The 18,104-nt window shown below is 50.3% G+C and carries 15 protein-coding genes; 4 read left to right on the top strand and 11 right to left on the bottom strand.

All coding sequences use genetic code 11. The features are described from left to right. Nucleotides 1-2: 2 nt before the first annotated feature. From rlmD to dgt, 3 genes are all read right to left on the bottom strand, one after another. Nucleotides 3-1,385, bottom strand: a complete 1,383-nt coding sequence (gene rlmD, locus JC793_RS03915) for a 23S rRNA (uracil(1939)-C(5))-methyltransferase RlmD (RefSeq protein WP_247717316.1) — start codon at nt 1,383-1,385, stop codon at nt 3-5. A 346-nt stretch (nt 1,386-1,731) separates the two neighbouring features. Further along, nucleotides 1,732-2,853 (bottom strand): glutamate-cysteine ligase family protein, encoded by a 1,122-nt coding sequence (locus JC793_RS03910; RefSeq protein ID WP_218427558.1) that lies wholly within the window; start codon nt 2,851-2,853, stop codon nt 1,732-1,734. Between the two features lie 299 nt (nt 2,854-3,152). Then, nucleotides 3,153-4,664 carry a dGTPase gene (dgt, locus tag JC793_RS03905; RefSeq protein ID WP_218427557.1) on the bottom strand — a complete coding sequence of 504 codons (1,512 nt, stop codon included), beginning with the start codon at nt 4,662-4,664 and terminating at the stop codon, nt 3,153-3,155. 115 nt (nt 4,665-4,779) lie between these two features. On the opposite strand from dgt, the gene mtnN reads away from it, so the two are divergent. Further along, entirely contained in the window at nt 4,780-5,481 is a 702-nt protein-coding gene (mtnN, locus tag JC793_RS03900; protein WP_054424051.1) for a 5'-methylthioadenosine/S-adenosylhomocysteine nucleosidase, read from the top strand. Further along, entirely contained in the window at nt 5,478-6,290 is an 813-nt protein-coding gene (btuF, locus tag JC793_RS03895) for a vitamin B12 ABC transporter substrate-binding protein BtuF (protein WP_218427555.1), read from the top strand. Before mtnN ends, btuF begins: the two co-directional genes overlap by 4 nt. A 76-nt stretch (nt 6,291-6,366) precedes the next feature. Here btuF and JC793_RS03890 read toward each other — a convergent pair whose 3' ends face one another. Together JC793_RS03890 and JC793_RS03885 are read right to left on the bottom strand one after the other, a co-directional pair. After that, complete coding sequence (locus JC793_RS03890) at nt 6,367-6,549, bottom strand: hypothetical protein (protein ID WP_218427553.1); 183 nt, start codon at nt 6,547-6,549, stop codon at nt 6,367-6,369. Further along, nucleotides 6,546-8,066, bottom strand: coding sequence for an anti-phage dCTP deaminase (locus JC793_RS03885; protein WP_218427551.1), 1,521 nt, complete (start codon nt 8,064-8,066; stop codon nt 6,546-6,548). The genes JC793_RS03890 and JC793_RS03885 overlap by 4 nt, the downstream gene beginning before the upstream one ends. A 239-nt stretch (nt 8,067-8,305) precedes the next feature. Between JC793_RS03885 and JC793_RS03880 the strand changes: the two genes are divergently transcribed. Then, nucleotides 8,306-9,274: a macro domain-containing protein gene (locus tag JC793_RS03880; protein ID WP_166707117.1), complete on the top strand. Its 969-nt coding sequence runs from the start codon at nt 8,306-8,308 to the stop codon at nt 9,272-9,274. Nucleotides 9,275-9,323: 49 nt separating this feature from the next. On the opposite strand, the gene JC793_RS03875 is transcribed toward JC793_RS03880, so the two are convergent. From JC793_RS03875 to erpA, 6 genes are all read right to left on the bottom strand, one after another. Next, on the bottom strand, nt 9,324-10,178 hold the full coding sequence (locus JC793_RS03875) for a dimethyl sulfoxide reductase anchor subunit family protein (protein WP_218427550.1): 855 nt from the start codon (nt 10,176-10,178) through the stop codon (nt 9,324-9,326). Nucleotides 10,179-10,189: 11 nt separating this feature from the next. Then, entirely contained in the window at nt 10,190-10,732 is a 543-nt protein-coding gene (locus tag JC793_RS03870; RefSeq protein WP_112550366.1) for a DMSO/selenate family reductase complex B subunit, read from the bottom strand. Nucleotides 10,733-10,743: 11 nt separating this feature from the next. Continuing rightward, nucleotides 10,744-13,323, bottom strand: coding sequence for a molybdopterin-dependent oxidoreductase (locus tag JC793_RS03865; RefSeq protein ID WP_166707115.1), 2,580 nt, complete (start codon nt 13,321-13,323; stop codon nt 10,744-10,746). Nucleotides 13,324-13,355: 32 nt separating this feature from the next. After that, nucleotides 13,356-14,042: a TorD/DmsD family molecular chaperone gene (locus JC793_RS03860; protein WP_218427548.1), complete on the bottom strand. Its 687-nt coding sequence runs from the start codon at nt 14,040-14,042 to the stop codon at nt 13,356-13,358. Next, on the bottom strand, nt 14,032-15,381 hold the full coding sequence (locus JC793_RS03855) for a radical SAM protein (protein WP_218427546.1): 1,350 nt from the start codon (nt 15,379-15,381) through the stop codon (nt 14,032-14,034). Before JC793_RS03855 ends, JC793_RS03860 begins: the two co-directional genes overlap by 11 nt. 719 nt (nt 15,382-16,100) lie before the next feature. Beyond that, nucleotides 16,101-16,445, bottom strand: a complete 345-nt coding sequence (gene erpA / locus JC793_RS03850; RefSeq protein ID WP_004235975.1) for an iron-sulfur cluster insertion protein ErpA — start codon at nt 16,443-16,445, stop codon at nt 16,101-16,103. Nucleotides 16,446-16,684: 239 nt separating this feature from the next. On the opposite strand from erpA, the gene hemL reads away from it, so the two are divergent. Continuing rightward, nucleotides 16,685-17,965, top strand: a complete 1,281-nt coding sequence (hemL, locus tag JC793_RS03845; RefSeq protein ID WP_166707113.1) for a glutamate-1-semialdehyde 2,1-aminomutase — start codon at nt 16,685-16,687, stop codon at nt 17,963-17,965. The last annotated feature ends 139 nt before the right edge of the window (nt 17,966-18,104 follow it).

Below are 18,104 nucleotides of genomic sequence, written 5' to 3'. Positions count from 1 at the left end.
CCCTACTGACTGACCGGTGGTGTCTTCGTGAAAAGCACCATCGACTCCAAATGGCCGGTTTGCGGAAACATATCCAGCATGCGGACAGCATTCCGGTGATACCCGGCACCATGCAGAACCTGACTATCCCTTGCAAGTGTTGTGGGATTGCAGGAAACATAAACGATGCGCTCAGGGGAAAGCGCAACAATATGCGGCATAATCTCAGCCGCCCCGGCTCGTGCCGGATCCAGTAATACTTTATTAAACCCGGAAGCCGCCCACGGCTCCCCGGTAATATCCTGCGACAAATCCGCGTGATAAAACGCGGCATTCGCCAGATGATTGAGACGGGCATTCTCCCGGGCCGTGCGGACCAGCGCTTCCACGCCCTCCACTCCGACAACTTCACCGGCGCGTTCCGCTACCGGCAGCGTAAAGTTTCCCATCCCGCAGAAGAGATCTAACACGCGATCGTGTTTTGTCAGCTCCAACCAGTTCAGCGCCTGTGCGACCATCTGCTCATTCAGGTCACCGTTCACCTGGATAAAATCCTGCGGGCTGAACTGTAATTTTAACCCGGCCACCGCGTAATACGGAGGATACTGCGCACAAACTGACACAGGCGGAGTATCCGCACTGCCCTGCAAATAAAGCGCAGTGCTGTATTCAGAACAAAATGCCGTCAGTACCGACATATCCGCATCACTGAGCGGCGCCAGATGGCGCAGCACCAGCAGAGGACCACTTTCCGTATCCGCCAGTTCCGCATGACCGAGTTTCGGTGCGGCAGCCAGCGACGCGAGACAGGCCTGTAAGGGTACCAGCAATGCTTCAAGACGCGGAACCAGTACCGGACACTGTTTTACGGCGACCGTTGATTTGCTCTGCGCCTGACGAAATCCCATGGTCAGCTGTTTTGTTTTCGGGGAATACACCAGTGCCAGCCGCGCCCGGCGGCGGTAGCCGTACTCTTCCCCGCTCAGTACAGGGATATCCCCGCACGCCTCACCCGTTTCGCGGGTCAGCAGGTAAGAGAGATAAGCAGCTTTGGTTTCCCGCTGCATTGCAACCGGAATGTGCTGCTGCTGACAGCCGCCGCACTGTCCGTAATGACGGCAGGCCGGTTTGCGGCGTGCCGGATTATCAGACAGACGTTTCACCACACTGCCTTTGGCGTAGTGGCGCTTTTCTTCCGTCAGCCTGACCTGTGCGGACTCATCCGGCATCAGATCCGGGATAAAAACAGTTTTGCCCTGAAGGCGGGCAATGCCCTGCCCGAGAGCATCGAGAGAGTCAGCGGTGACAGTGACAGTACGGGACTGCCGCGGGGCCTGACGGGGCTGAGAATAAAATTGCGCCATAATGATAAAAAACGTTGTCTGTGAGGCCGGTGATTTTCCCATAAAGCAGCGTATTGACCAACGGATTATTCGGGTACGCTGCAGGTTACACGCTGTAAACCGGTAAAAATACGAGCTGATGATGATACCATAATGCCGGATAGCACCTCAGCACTATTTATTAAAATGATAAATAATATTTATCGTTATACCGTCGTGCTGCCGGTTTCATTATTAATGCTGTCAGAAACAGCAGTATTCTGTGAATAATACGCAGGATCAGTCTCTGATAAATATTAAATTTACATGAACTTACCAGTGCTGATTTTTTTACCGCAAAAAAAACCGTTATTAAAAAAATAACGGTTTATTATTGCCGGTAACAAAAATGTATCCTGATATGACGGTGTTACGCATTAAGATCCGGCCACAGCCCGCCGAAATGCATTAACTCACCACTGACCATAAAACGGGTGATCATTTCATCCGCAGGCGTCATTCTGTTTGCCAGACGTTCACTGAGTAACTGCAGCCGGTCAGCTTCATGCAGCAGACCATGTTGTTCCAGCGCCCGTCGGGCGGCGTTCAGCAGCGTTTCCGCCACCGTGGAAACGGTCAGATCCGCAAACGGATCACGGGCAATCGCATTAAAGCGGGAATCCGGCTGCACGCCGTAATTAAAGGAGATGGTATCATCCAGCACCAGCCCGAGAACCCACGCGCAGAATGCGCCCAGCAGCGCCGGATCAGGAACGGCATCAAACGCTTTGAACTCAATCCGTCCGTGCTCTCCCTCGTTACGCGCAGGGTAAATAAAGTCATGCGGATACACCGCCGAGTTGGTCAGAAACCCTTTGCAGGCCGGACGATGACAACTGCGCAGTGCGGTACGGCGGGATAAACCGCCCCATAACTGCCCGTTTTCCAGCGGGCCGTTCAGCGAAAGAGCCACCAGATACGGCGCGAAAAAGGTCAGTTTTTCCACTGCCTGGACAACACGGACATCGCTCATTTCCGGTACGGAGATATTGATATCCGGCCCGCAGGTCTGCATCACCAGGTCGGCATGGCGGAATGCGGCATGTTCCTCGCGAAAGTCTTTTTCCCACGCATTCAGCGGCGGATTAAACTGATAGCGCGGCGAAACCGGGTGATAAGCGCTGATCCCCAGTCCCAGCCCGCAGTCCTTCAGGCGCTCACTCAGCTGAATTTCTATCGTTTGCAGGGAATTTAATGCTGCCGTTACTGACTCTGCCGGCGGGGTACGGATTTCTATCCCTTTGATAACCTGTGCAACAAGCTGACCTTCCGGCGAAAAACGCTCATCGCCCTCAACATACCAGTAACCGGCTTTAATGCCCGCATCTCCTTTATGCAGCGAGGCATCATCCATCCCCGGACGGTTATTCAGTGCAGGCTCCAGCTCTGACAAGGTAATATTGTCAAAAGATTTAATACCGGCGGCACTTTTATTCCGGTACAACGTCAGCCAATATTCAAATTCAATCCCGACCCGATACTCTTTTTGCATACGTGATGTAATCCCGGTTAATACATTTGGTGCGACGGTATAGTCCCTGAAACATATTCAGGCTGCGATAATATGATGCACATATAAAAAATAAGAAATAATAACAATTTGCTTTATATTCATTAACATTTGCATCGCAAATTGTTTTGATATTTCGTCCTTAAATAACAGATATCCGCCACCGAATACAGTGAATCTATTTCAGCAACAACTGCAGATTAATCGTAGCAACAATTCCGGTAATATTGAACCGGAATTGTCAGGTCATTTGTGAGAAAGTGCTGCCATTAATCAGCAGCTTACTGACAAACAGAGAAACGCCGGTATTCTTCGTAAGCGTAATGGTCGGTCATACCGCTGATATAATCCTGAATCAGCCGGGCCCGGTAATAAAATTCCAGAATCGTCCGCTCTTCCGGCGGGTGTTCCGCCAGTGCGGCAACCGCTTCACTGTAAGCCGCCCGCTGCTTGCGTGACAGCTTATGCAACAGCCGGGTTTCGATAAAATAGTATTTGTGGAAATTTTCACGGACCAGATCCGCAAAATCGGCCTGCGGCATCATTAATAATGGCCGGTAGAAATCCAGCAGACCATTGATGATTCTGAATCCCTGCAATTCAAGCTCTTCCACTTCGTGATGGGTAAACACATACTTAAACGCGACCCGTTTCAGGGTCTTCAGCAGGCGGTGTTCTTCACTTTTATCTTCCAGCAGCGCCTGATTGTAAGTGCCCGCAAACACCGCAGGCAGATTATCAATAAAGCGTTGTGCGGTGTACGGCACCAGTTTGTTGGTGATATAGACCCGCAGATACATGAAAAACTGATCCTGCGGGCTGCGGTGATGACTGCGGGTAAGCGACTGGTAAGCCAGTTCCACCGTATCCCGGAACAGGGCGGAATCCTCTGAGCCTTCCAGCGCCTGCCACTCCTGGCGCAGATACGTCACCAGCGTATCCGGGGTCAGAATGCCTTTCTCCACCGCATCATCCAGATCAGCAATGCAATACGAGATATCATCCGCGGCTTCCATAATATAACTGAGCGGAAAACGGCAGAATTCACCGAGCTGTAACTCATCACGCAGCCGCTGAATCAGGGTATTTTCAGACCAGTAATAGCCCGGTTTTTTGGTGAGATAATCGAATTCTTCCGGCACCGGCTCTAACTGCCAGGCGGGACGGGTATATTTCAGCACACTGCCTATCTGGGCAAATGTCAGATTGAGTTTCAGCAGATGGTGCGCCATCCGCATTCCCTGGGCATTCCCCTCAAACTGACATAAATCGCGGCGCAGCTGACGGCGCAGATTATCCGCCTGCGGTGAACCGGTCAGGCGCAGTACGGTAATCTGACAGTTATCTTCCCCGCCGGTCTGCGGTTCACCCAGCAGACTGCCGAACCATTTCTGAATCGCTGCCTCGCCGAAATGGCCGAACGGCGGGTTACCGATGTCATGCATCAGACACGCCATTTCCACCACACTTTCAAAAGCATCCGTGCGCTCATCCAGGCCATATTCTTCCAGCTGTTGTGACTGTTTCAGCTGACTGAGGATGGTTTTGGCGATATAGCGCCCGACCTGCTGTACTTCCAGAGAGTGAGTGAGACGGCTGCGGACAGCGGAATTCTGCTCCAGCGGAAAAACCTGGGTTTTCTGTTGCAGACGACGGACAGCGGCGGAATTGATGATGCGCCCGCGATCACTTTCAAATGCCTGATTCACCAGAAACTCTTCTGCGGATTCCGCCGCTGAAGCACCAAACTGGCGGTGGAAATTCAGCTTCTTTTTAAAATCGATCACCGGCACGTCGCCTCCGTCTTTTTATCCGCACGGGAAAAGACACCGCCCGCCGGGATTCAGTGATAAACTGTTGCTAATCCGTTATTATGCAGTTCAATTTCTATTCAGGGAGTATGACATAATGAAAGTCGGTATCATAGGTGCGATGGAGCAGGAAGTAACCCTGCTGCGTGATCAGATTACCAACATGCAAACCCTCCGCCACGGCGGCTGTGAAATCTATACCGGTCAGATCAACGGTGTTGATGTCGCCCTGCTCAAATCCGGTATCGGTAAAGTGGCGGCCGCCATCGGTACCACCCTGCTGCTGGAGCTGTGCAAACCGGATGTGGTGATTAACACCGGTTCTGCCGGTGGCCTCGCCCCGCACCTGAATGTCGGCGATATTGTTGTCTCCTCGGAAGTCCGTTATCACGACGCGGATGTCACTGCATTCGGCTACGAGCCGGGCCAGATGGCACAATGTCCGCCTGCCTTTACCGCTGATGCCGGTCTTATCACACTGACTGAGAAATGTATTCAGACGCTCGGCCTGAACGCCGTACGCGGCCTGATTTGCAGCGGTGACGCCTTTATTAACGGCGCAGAGCCGCTGGCGCGTATCCGTGCAACGTTCCCGTCCGTGGTGGCGGTGGAAATGGAATGTGCGGCTGTCGGCCATGTGTGCCATCAGTATCAGGTACCGTTTGTGGTGGTTCGCGCCATTTCTGATGTGGCAGATAAAGCCTCTCACCTCAGTTTTGATGAGTTTCTGCCGCTGGCGGCAAAGCAGTCTTCCCTGATGGTGGCGGAAATCCTCGCCAATATTGATTCGCTGAAATGATCAGACGATCATTGCGCTTCGCCGGTCTGCTGTTTCTGCTGGCATCCGCCGGAGCACAGGCTGCGGCACAGCGGGTGATCGCCCTCTCCCCGTCACTGGCGGAGATGGCCTATGCCGCCGGTCTGGGAGATAACCTGGTCGGCGTCAGTGCCAACGCGGATTACCCCCCGGAAGCAAAAAACATCGAACAGGTGTCCAGCTGGCAGGGACTGAATCTTGAACGTATTATTGCCCTGAAGCCGGATCTGATCATGGCCTGGCGCGGCGGCAACCCGCAGCGCCCGCTGAGTCAGCTGGAGCATCTCGGGATAAAAGTCGAGTATTTTGATCCGCACAACCTCGGTGAAATTGCGGATGATCTGGATCGCCTTGCTTCTTACAGTCCGCAACCGGCCCTGGCGGAACAAGCTGCTTCAGATATGCGCAGCGGGATTGAAACCCTGAAAGCCCGCTACGGTGATAAACCGGAAAAACGGATCTTTCTCCAGTTCGGCCAGAACCCGATTTTTACCGCATCCGGCAACACCCTGCAAAGCGAAGTGGTCACACTGTGCCGTGGTAAAAACGTGTTTGCCGACAGCCCGGTTCCCTGGCCGCAGGTCAATCGTGAGCAGGTACTGACCCGCAGACCGGCGATGATCCTGATCTCAGGGGATGACCGCGAAGTGGAGAATGTAAAACGCTTCTGGTCTCCGCAGCTTGATGTGCCGGTTATTACTATCAATGCCGACTGGTTCCAGCGCGGCACGCCGCGGCTGTTAAAGGCTGCGGAAGAATTGTGTGAGAAGATAAATGGAACGACCGAATAGTAACTATAGCGTAAAAAGCGAAATCAGCAGCGTTAATGCCACCTGCTGTATGGGTGGCTTATCTGTAATAAACGACTCAGGATGCTGCTTCAGTTTCAGCGCGATGTTGTTCTGCCAACTGACTACCACAAAGTGAATCTTCGTGATGATTGTTCCGGACACTATCACTATCTTCACGCTTCCATGCAGGCCATCCATCCACAATTTCTTTAGATTCTCTTATATGGTCTAAAAATGCTTGTCTTTGTTCATAAGTCATTCTATTTTTCTCTTTTTATCAAATAGTTGTGATGCTGCATAACGTTCACGTTCAATATACGATGAAGGTAACATCACTGTTTTTAGTTTAGCATTCTTCGGATTAAAATCCACAATATTTCCATCAGCATCTTTCCTTTTTATTGTATTCCCGCCTCCCAAACTAATAGAAAATAACTTTAAGAATGATTTTGGGCCAACGCCAACAAATGGCTCAAAAATTACTTTTTCTATTTTTTCTTTTTCATCATCTTCATTATTGTTATCAGAATCACTAAGGATAATTGAATCACTATGAAACTTAGTTGCTTTACTTTTTGGATATGGTTCAATATAGGTAACTCGCTTTATACCTGATGCTATTATATGCTTCGCACAGTTATGACAAGGGAATGTTGTACAATATAACTCCGAATTTTTTGTTGAAACATAATTCCTGGCACATGAAAGGATGGCTTCCATTTCTGCATGAACAACTCTGCCATACTCTGTTATATCCTTTATTCTTGATTTTTTTAATTTAAACTCTATTTCTTCAATTTGTTTTTTATTAAATTTAACATTACTTTCCTTCTTCAGGGAATTAATCACCCCATCAATAATTTCTTTTTGCTCTTTCTTATTAGAGTCGAATTTTTTTTTGTAATCACGACCGTCTTCAACATCAATTATTTCAATATTTTTTTCATCATAATGAGGCCAATAGAGTCCACCACCACTTCTGGGAACATCGTTAGCACCTGTAGACATTATCTGCTGATCTTTTGTTACTACAGCACCAACCTGTCTGGATAGATCGCCTGAGCGTAAAGCGGCTGAAAATGCCATGTACATAGCATATTCATCAAACGTAGGTGTTATGTAAGGGTGACCAAATAATAAATCTATTACTCTTCCTATGTCATGACTAAATTTATCAAAATTACCATCATAGTTTATGAAGAAATCAGATAAATGATATGTGTCTCGTGTTTTTTGTCCATAGTCATCTGACTCATCCTTATCCCTCTCTATTAATTCTTCAGCTTGCCTTCCTTCCATTTCCTTATTTTCAGTCAATGCCTGAAATCGCCTTTCCTCTGATGAGTATATACCAAAAAGATAAAACCCATCAGAGTATATTTTTCTTAATTCGTTTACTTCCTCTGGTGTTTTCAATGATGAAACAACCCATACAGTCCTTTCCATCAATTCATCTTTTTTGTTTTCATCCTTCCTTCTTAAATTAACATGCAAAGCAAAACCTTTTGCTAAAATTGAATTATCCTGATAACTCTTCCTTATCTCATTACCTTTATTCATAAGGTAATTTATTCGTTGATATTTACCCTCTTCTTTTTCACATTCAATAAAACCGGGAATTACATCAGAAGATATCTTTATTAATTCTGAATTATATTTAAATGAATTAAATTTTTTCTCAATAATCCTAAACACTTGTTCAAGATCAACACCAACAGCACCAACTAATCCAATTACAACTTCTGAATTATTAAAACCATCGTAATTAATTTCCATGTAACCCCAACCCCACCAACCAGCCAATAAACGATAATTATTAATTTAATTAAAATAAAATACCGTGACCAGAATCAATATTCAAAATAAATTAAACTTAGGTTGTTATTAAATAAACTTTAGATATTTATACTTAAAAATTATTTTTAATTTAATAAAAACCCAAGAAAATTCCTATACCCGTCAGCGTCATAGCAGGCGACAATATTGCAGACTGAAATATAAAACGGACTGTAACGATGATTAAATACCTCAAGGGTGATTTACTGAGATCTGATGCGCAGGCATTGGTAAATGCCGTTAATTGTCAGGGCGTCATGGGAAAGGGAATTGCCTATCAGTTCAGGCTGGATTATCCGGTCAACGCACACGCCTATGAAGCTTTATGCAAAGAAAATAAAATAGGCGCCGGTCAGCTGTCAGTTACGGACGAACACGGCCGGAAAGTGATCAACTTCCCGACCCGCGATAAATGGGACTCCCCTTCCGGTTATGAATTTATCGAAAGCGGACTGCGCGAGCTGAAAGCCCTGATTAAAAAACAGGGACTGAAATCCGTGGCCATTCCGGCACTCGGCTGCGGCAGCGGCGGGCTGGATTGGCGTCAGGTGGATAATCTGATCCAGACACATCTCGGCGAGTTAACAGATACCGATATTATGATCTATCCGCCGGTCAAATATATTGATGACAGTATCAGCCCGCATCATGTGCTGGTCTGGTGGATTGATAACTGCCTGCTGATCCCGTCACGCTACAATCTCTATATTGCCATTTATATTTTACAGCGCCTGAACGGCATGAATCTGTTTAATTTCAGCGGCACGATCAGCACGCTGTATTCCGATGATATTGATCGCTATGTCAATGATCTGCGTGACCGGATTGCACACTACGGTATTGATTTTAATACGGTGATCGATGTGCAGATCAAACTGAACCGCGAGCTCCCGGAAAACCCGCTGCCAATCTTTGATCACTACCTCAACCGGGTGATGGGTTCACTCAATCCGCTGACCTACCGTGATCAGTCTCTGCTGCTGGCGATGATGATTGACGGATTATTGCAGGGGAAAGCAATCAAAGAGATCACCACGATTCTGCGCGAGCGCTATCAGGCGCGGGATATTGATTTTGTGCTGTTCCAGGCCAAAAACGGCGGCCTGCTGAAAGATAATATTTTAGGGGATGTCATTCTTACCCGCTGATAAAAAATCCGGACGTGAAGGCGTCCGGATCTTTGTTTCATACCGCGTATTACCCGCCGAGCGAGAAGAACACCACACGCCCGACCGCTTCACCGGCAAAGACACAGATAACCGCCAGTGCCATCATCAGCGTGCCGTTAGTGACCTGTGCATTTTTCTGACACAGCAGACGTCCGGCAAAGAACATTCCCAGTCCGATCAGCACCACACGGATAATATGCAGGTTCAGCAACCCTTCCGGCATAACCCGTGGTGTCATTCCGGCATAGATCGGCTCACCGATGTTACCGGTCAGCGACAGCGCACTCAGCAGTATCAGCAGCAATCCCGCCACGCCCGCCGCAAGCGCAATCTTCACCACACGCTGAATCAGCACATCCTCACGGGCGTAACCCAGTGCAGTCACCAGCAGCAGCCCGGCAATCATTCCGCCGGTCAGCAGCACGGAACCGAAGAACCCGGTATAGGTAAACAGTCCGCCCCACAGATTAAACAGGGTGTTTGCGTACAGCGCGGACATCACATACATATACACCAGCCCCGCCACTGCACTTAACAGCAGCAGGAAGCCGTTCACTTTCTGTTTTAACAGCAGCAGCGCGACACTGAAGAACAGCAGCGCCATATAAACAGCCGTCGCCCAGACTTCACGGCTCATCCACGAGTCAGAAACGTGCAGCATGGTATAAAACATATGGAACGGATTCCCCATATGGAACAGGGAACCCAGCAGACCGGCACAGCCCAGCAGGAAAGAGACAACCAGCGGAACGCGCACCCATTTCATCGCGGTGCGGGCATCCGTGCAGCCGAACAGGCGGAAGTAACAAAGTAACGTGATCACCAGACAGCCGACCGAAGCCTGCATAAATAAGGTGAATATAACAAGAGGCAGTTCATGCATGATCATTCTCCTTATCCTTTGGTGCCGACAACCAGGTTCGGCCGGGTAACGGATGAGTTAGGCAAACCGCCGATATCGGCATTGGTACCGTATTTTTTGCGCAGTTCGCTGATAAGACCGAACTCAATGGCGCGCATCGGGCAGGAATCCACACACATCGGATTGCCGCCCTGCTCCCGCAGATCCAGACAGGTATCACATTTGGTCATCATACCGAGCGCAGGGTCAAACTGCGGTGCTTCATACGGACAGGCCCAGGTACAGTAACGGCAGCCCACACACTTGTCATGATCCACCAGCACCACCCCGTCCTCTTCCCGCTTATGCATCGCGGTTGTCGGACAATGGCTGACACACTGCGGATCGTCACAATGGTTGCAGGCAATGGAGAGATGCCAGCGGCGCGGGCGCGGATACTCCCCGGCCTCGATATCATACACCCGGCGGAAATTACGCCCGACCTCGAGATCGTTCTTATCCTTGCACGCCACAACACAGGTTTTGCACCCGATGCAGGCGGCGACATTTATATAAAATCCAACTTGCTTATCCATGTCTGTGCCCCTTATCCGATAATCCGCTGCGGCAGACGCGCATCGTCAGTTAATTGCTCACCGTGCCATTTTTCGATATTACACAGCATCGTGTTCCACCCGGAGGTACCCAGCCCGGTCGGTACCTGAATCGTCAGGGAGTTATCCGCCCCGGCCATATCGATCCCGGTGGTTTCATCCACATTGGTCCAGCTGCCGTGCGGCAGTGCAACCACACCCGGTTTCATGGTCTGGGTCACCAGTGCCGGACGCAGGATTTTGCCCTGCGGGCTGGTCACCAGAACCGTTTCACCCTGTTTGATATCCAGACGTCTGGCATCGGAGGCATTAATATAGATAGGGCTCGGCCACTGCTCACGCAGCCACGGCACGTTATCCAGGGTACTGTGTGAACGGCGCAGATAGTGCGGGTTATAGACCTGGAACGGATAATCCCCTTTCTCTTTTTTGCTGAAATCTTTAAAACTGGCTTCATAACCACTGGCTGACGGGATGTATTCGGCGATTGGCGGTAATTCAGTCCAGCCGCACTCTTTCGCTTTCTCCGTCAGCGTTTCGCAGTAGATTTCGAATTTACCGCTTGGTGTCGGACGCGGATTCGCAACCGGATCGCGGATAAAGTCCTCATACGCGATATAGCGGTAATTATCATCTGCGGTGCGCTCCACCTGATATTTCCCTTTGGTCAGGAATTCATTCAGCGTGATGCGTCCTTCCTGCGGCGTACCGGTCACCTGCCACTCATCAATATCCGCCTGCGTAATGGTAAACAGCGGCGCTTTGGTGACACCATCTTCGGTAATGATGGTTGCACCGTTGAGTTTGTTGAAGAACTGCTGCTTTTCGGAGATCGGGAAGATCTCGTCCACATTGACACCCAGCCGTTTACCCAGCTCTTTCGCGATCCACTGGTCGCTTTTCGCTTCATACAGCGGCGGGGTCACATTCACCGCAGCAATGATTACTTCACGGTTACTCGGGTTAAGAATGGTACCCTCGCGCTCCCACTCGGTTGTCACCGGCAGGATCACATCCGAATATTTCGCACAGGTATGCGGGACATAGGCTGCGGTCGCGATAAACTCCACACCGCTGCGGTAAGCCTCGATTCCCTGCATAATATTGGCGCGGGTCTGTAAGGTGGCGTTAAACGGATGAAAAATCATCTGAATATTGGCATCCACATCCCCGACACCACGCTGACGGAATTTTTTCTCCAGCAGAGCGCGGTTCAGTTCATTGTGGTTGATTTTCAGACTGACCGGGTTTTTCACTGCCGGTAAGCCGTTCGCACCGGCCATCAACAGGCGGGTGCCGTTGTTCCCGGCGGCATAGTGACAGCACGCGCCGGTCATGCGGCCCGGGCGGCCCATATGGCCGGTCATAAAGCCGAGTGTTGAAAATGCCTGAACCCATCCCTCACCGTTATGAATACGTGCCGGTGCCCAGCCGGTTAACAGCGCCACGCGCTGTGTGCCGCCAATCTGACGTGCCAGCGAGCGGATATCCGATGCGGAGATACCGCAGATCTCTGCTGCCCATTCCGGAGTGGTCGGTTTGCCGGTATAGGTACCCAGCAGATAATCTTTGAAGTTTTTCTTCGGATCAGCCCCTGACGGCATATTGCTTTCATCGAAACCGACAGTGCAGCGGCGCAGGAATTCCCAATCGATCAGCGGATTTTCCGGGCTGTCCATCTCCAGCAGTGCATGCATGATCCCCAGCGCCAGCGCGTGGTCTGTACCCGGGTTGATCGGATACCAGTCTGCATCCATCAGTTCTGCGGTGGCGGTATAGCTCGGGTCGATACTGATAAAACGCGCTCCGGCTTTTTTCGCCTGATAATAGTTATAAGTCGGACTGCCCGGACTGGACCACGCCGGGTTCGCACCCCACATCACAATCAGCTGTGAGTTACGCATATCAAAACGGTCATTGGTGCCGAAGGTGTAGAACCCTTCCAGCAGCCCCAGATGTGCCGGCGTTTCAAACCACGCTCCCCAGGAAGTTGTTCCCCAGTCACCGGTAAAACCACCTGCGGCAGAGAATACACTCTGAAAATCCGTACCGTTACCACCGGTTACCCACAGGGATTCATTACCGTGTTGTCCGGTGATGCGTTTGGTTTCGGATGCCACAATATCCAGCGCCTCATCCCAGCTGATACGCACCCACTGATCGCGGCCGCGCAGGGTTTTATCCCCGCCGCCCGGTGCCCAGTTTTTACGTTTCATCGGGTATTTCAGGCGATCTGCGCCGAACACCTGTTTGCGCTGGGAACGGCCGCGCAGACACCCGCGCTGCTGCGGGAAGTCAGGGGAATCGGCCACCACATCATCGGTTTTTTGTCTGATCACCACGCCATCGGCCACCAGTGCTTTATTAACACAGCGGCCGCCGCAGTTATGCCAGCAGGCGACAGGTTTCCACTGCCCTTTGGCGGCTGAAGGTGCCGCCGGGGTGGTCTGTGCCGGTGCCGGGGTGGCGGCATGAAGTTGTCTGCTCAGCGGCAGTGCCGCCATGGCGGATGCTGCCGACGTCCATTTCAGAAATGAACGGCGGGTTACGCCGGTTTTCTGTCTGTCTGACATTGCTCTTACCTCATCATCATGTTTTTAAATTATTATTGTAAGTTTATTAATTCATTGATTTTTTTATAATCATTCCGGACAAAGACTTCCAGAAGCGTACTGAGCTGACGATAAAACCCCGTTTCCGCGTGATTATTCAGTTCACGGCAGAACGGTGTGATAAACGCCAGCAGATGTGCCTGCATAAATTCAGATGAAACCGCCAGCAGTACGGTAATGCGCTCACATATCGCCTGTTCACGGTCAAGTTCCTGTGACGCCTGCTCACTCAGCTTCCACAGGAAATCCAGTTCATAGCCGATGTGATCCGCCGCCTCATACTCTGTTTCCGGCAGGTGAAAACCGTGCTGCTGATAAAAGGTTTTCACGCTCAGGGTGCTCTCCTGAAACAACAGTTTGTCGCGGGAGACATAAACTGACTCCCACGGCGGCGCAGGCGGTGATTCCGGTCCGATAAACAGACGCGTAAAGTCCCAGTGCAGCGCCTCAAAATCAGATGCCCCCTGTTTAAGCATGCGGGTATTCAGATCATCCCGCATGGCATCGAGCGCACTCTGCATGGCGGGCAGCGAGTCATCTGCCGGAAACAGTGACAGCCCCTCATCACGCAGATAAACCAGCAGTTCCGCTGTCGGCTCGTCCGTCAGCAGACGGCGCAGAACGTCATAAGCAAACTGACGCGCATACAGATAATCCGGGTCCCGGTCATCACTGTTCACACATACCTCCGTGGATATCGTCGGACGAAAATTCAGCGGGCGTGGTGAGTTCAACCCGCACTTCTTTAATCAGGGGATTGCCCTGCTCATCGGCCTCCGCAATATGGGATGTCAGCAGAACAGGCAATTCAGGGGTGTCCGTCAGGTGCATAATCGATTCAGGACTGAATTGTAAAAAACCGTGCAGGAGATCTTCCCGGAAGGGTGCATCTGCTTTACGCAGCACCGCCGCGACAGCAGCGCAATCCTCACCGAACACCTTCGCGCTTTTGAAAAAATAATCGCGGGGAGAAAAAAGATAATACGGCTCCGCGCTGAGAAACGCGTTGCTCTGATACACCTGGCCGGTGTGTTTGTTCTCCAGTGAGCAGTAATGCACACCGGCGGAAAGCTGATTTTCGAGGGCAAATTTCAGTACCCGCAGACAGGCAAGTTCACTGTCCGCCACCGCCAGACCACCGGCATACCAGTAATTGTAATAAACTTCGTAAGGCGGATTTTTCAGGGCAAAGCCCCGTTCCTGATAGGCCGGGCTGTTGGTCAGCGGAAAACAGAATTCCAGCAGATTGATGCCGTTCACGCCGATAGCATCCAGTTTCAGCAGCAGGTCATACATCTGCTCTTCACTGCCGGGGATCACCGGCATTTCCACCATCACATCCGGAAAAATCTCCCGTGCCAGCGCTATCCGGCTGAGCACTTTTTCAATTTTCTCCGGCGGATCATCAATTTTGATACTGAAACGCACCTCTTTCAGACCGGCTGCCGCCAGTGCCAGCGCGGTATTGCGATCCAGCGGATCACCGGCGGTATACAGCCGGGTATGAACGCCGGGCAACTTCGCCTGTACCGTCTCAAAAAAGCGGATGCTCTCCTGACGAAACAGCAGCGGCTCGCCGCCGGTCAGCGCAATGTGAGTAAGCGGATACCCTTCTCCGGCAATCGCATTCACTTCACCAATGGCATCACGCATCTCATGCTGAAAACCATCGTAATTTTCCTGATTCGGATTGAAGCAAAAATAGCAGTCGCGGTGACATTTCAGTGATAAAAATGTGGTGTAACTGCCCTCACCGGTGCGGCACTGCACACACGCGGATGACAGCCAGCGGCTGTGAATACTCTTGCCGTTATTGGCAAAAACCGCCCCCAGCGCTTTGACTTCACGGCGCAGTGCATCCGTTTCCGCCCGGCGGCGGTGGGGTGCTTCAAATGGTAATCCGTACTGCGCAATGGCCTGCTGTGTCTGTTTTTCAATATCGGCATAGCGCCTGACATACCGCTGCAACGCCGCATTATGCTGTAAAACCGGGGTCTGTTCTGTCAGCGGGTAAATCATAGAAGATTCCTTAACGTACACTGCCGGAAACGCTCCGGCGGGTATCACTGGCTGAGATAAAATAGTCCGGTATATTCCTGCATTTATTTCTCATATTTCAGGTGTGACCGATGTGAACAGGTAATATTTTTACATGTTCAGTGTAAATGAGTGAAATACCGGCATATTGAGCGGGATCAAGATGAAATCAATTTATCGCTATAGATACAAGTATATATCGATAATATTATCAGCCAATGATGAATATAATAAAGTCAGAGAGGATAAATAAAAAAATAACTATAAATCAAAATAATACAATGATGCAGTACTGCATTAAAATGCCGTAAATGCGATTGATATTTAATAAATAATTAAATTAAAAACCATATAGCAATAAAAATCCGGATTAAAAATATTAAATAATATATTTTTATTTCATTTTATTAATTCATCAGTTTATCTGACAAATAATATTAGCATTACACCGTTATATAATATAATCCGTGGTATTTAAACGCTCCTGTTTCAGCCGGAGATCCTGATTTTTACAGTGCAGCGGAATAAAATCATCCCGAATGACCGATTTTCTCTGTCTGAGGCCGGATATACACAATTATCCTCTTTTATTGTATGGATACAGGTTGCAGACAATAACCCTTCTTTCTTTAATGATACTTATCGGCATAAAAACAAAACGGGCGCAAAAGCGCCCGTTTTGTTTGTTGTCTGCGGATAAATCAGATACTGAAAGATGAACCACAGCCACAGGTTGTTTTGGCATTCGGGTTGGTCACAATAAACCGTGAACCTTCCAGCCCTTCGGTATAATCCACACAACCGCCGACCAGATATTGCAGGCTCATCGGATCAACCACCAGCGCCACGCCCTCTTTCTCGATGGTCATGTCGCCGTCATTGATGGCATCATCAAAAGTGAAGCCATACTGGAAACCGCTGCAGCCGCCGCCGGTGATATACACACGCAGACGCAGGTTCGGATTTTCTTCATCCGCGATTAATATTTTTACTTTTTTAGCTGCCGCATCAGTAAATTGCAGAGGCATTGCTGAATCATCGCTCATTTATTACTCCAGACTGGCCGTGACCAGTAAACACACGCAGAAGCTGACCGCTTCCGGACACTACCGGTGATTATCCACCACCTCCGGCAATCGTTCAAGTTTCGTCACACAGAAAGCACAGTATCCACATTATTAATAAGGATATAGTTATCATGAGGATAATGCGATAAGTTGGATTCACCGGCGCTCTCCTTTACAATAGCCGCAATTTCCCGCTCACCGACTGACAGGAGTCCTGCATGAGCCGTTCTGAAAATCTCTATACTGAAGCACAACATTTTATCCCGGGTGGCGTGAACTCACCGGTTCGTGCCTTTAACGGCGTCGGCGGTACTCCGCTGTTTATCGAACGCGCCAACGGAGCCTATATTTATGACGTCGACGGCAAAGCCTATGTCGACTATGTCGGTTCATGGGGACCGATGGTACTGGGGCATAATCACCCGGCCATCCGCACCGCTGTCATCAAAGCGGTGGAAAAAGGGCTGAGCTTCGGTGCGCCGACCGCCGATGAAGTGGAAATGGCCAAATTTGTCACCGAACTGGTGCCATCCATGGATATGGTGCGGATGGTAAACTCCGGCACAGAAGCCACCATGAGTGCGATTCGTCTGGCGCGCGGCTACACCGCCCGCGATAAAATCATCAAATTTGAAGGCTGCTACCACGGGCACGCTGACTGTCTGCTGGTCAAAGCCGGTTCCGGCGCACTGACCATCGGCCAGCCAAACTCACCGGGTGTCCCGGCAGACTTTGCCAAACACACGCTGACCTGCACCTACAATGATCTCGGTTCTGTCCGTGAGGCATTTGAAAAACACCCGCACGATATCGCCTGTATCATTGTCGAACCAGTCGCCGGGAATATGAACTGTATACCGCCGTCAGCGGACTTCCTGCCGGGCCTGCGCGCCCTGTGTGATGAATTCGGTGCACTGCTGATTATCGATGAAGTAATGACCGGCTTCCGTGTCGCCCTCGGCGGTGCGCAGGCACATTATGATGTTGAGCCGGATCTGACCTGTCTGGGTAAAATTATCGGCGGCGGAATGCCGGTGGGCGCCTTCGGCGGCCGTGGTGAAATTATGGAAAAACTGGCTCCGACCGGCCCGGTTTACCAGGCAGGAACCCTGTCCGGTAACCCGATTGCGATGGCAGCGGGCCTTGCCTGCTTACATGAAATCGCTCAGCCGGGTGTACATCAGCGCCTGACCGAACTGACAGATATGCTGGCAGACGGCCTGTGCGAAAAAGCCCGCGAAGCCGGTATTCCGTTTGTGGTTAACCATGTCGGCGGGATGTTCGGCCTGTTCTTTACCGATGCACCGGCAGTTACCTGCTATCAGGATGTGATGAACTGCGATGTTGAGCGCTTTAAGAAGTTCTTCCATCTGATGCTGGAACAGGGCATTTACCTGGCGCCATCCGCCTTTGAAGCCGGGTTTATGTCTGTCGCTCACAGTGATGAAGATATCCGTAAGACGATTGATGCGGCCGCTTACGCCTTCTCAAAACTGTAATACCGCATAACCCGTCACGCCCGGCATCTGTCCGGGCGTTTTTGTTTTTCGTCTTGCTTTTTTTTTTTTTCTGCTTAAAATTCCCTCTGTTAGCCCACTCTTTTTCCGTATTACCGCGGCTGCTGAACCCGGTAATTCA

Source organism: Morganella morganii (assembly GCF_019242955.1).
Taxonomy (GTDB): domain Bacteria; phylum Pseudomonadota; class Gammaproteobacteria; order Enterobacterales; family Enterobacteriaceae; genus Morganella; species Morganella sibonii.
Note: the sequence above shows the minus strand (reverse complement) of the source record. Positions and strands in the feature narration are given on the sequence as shown.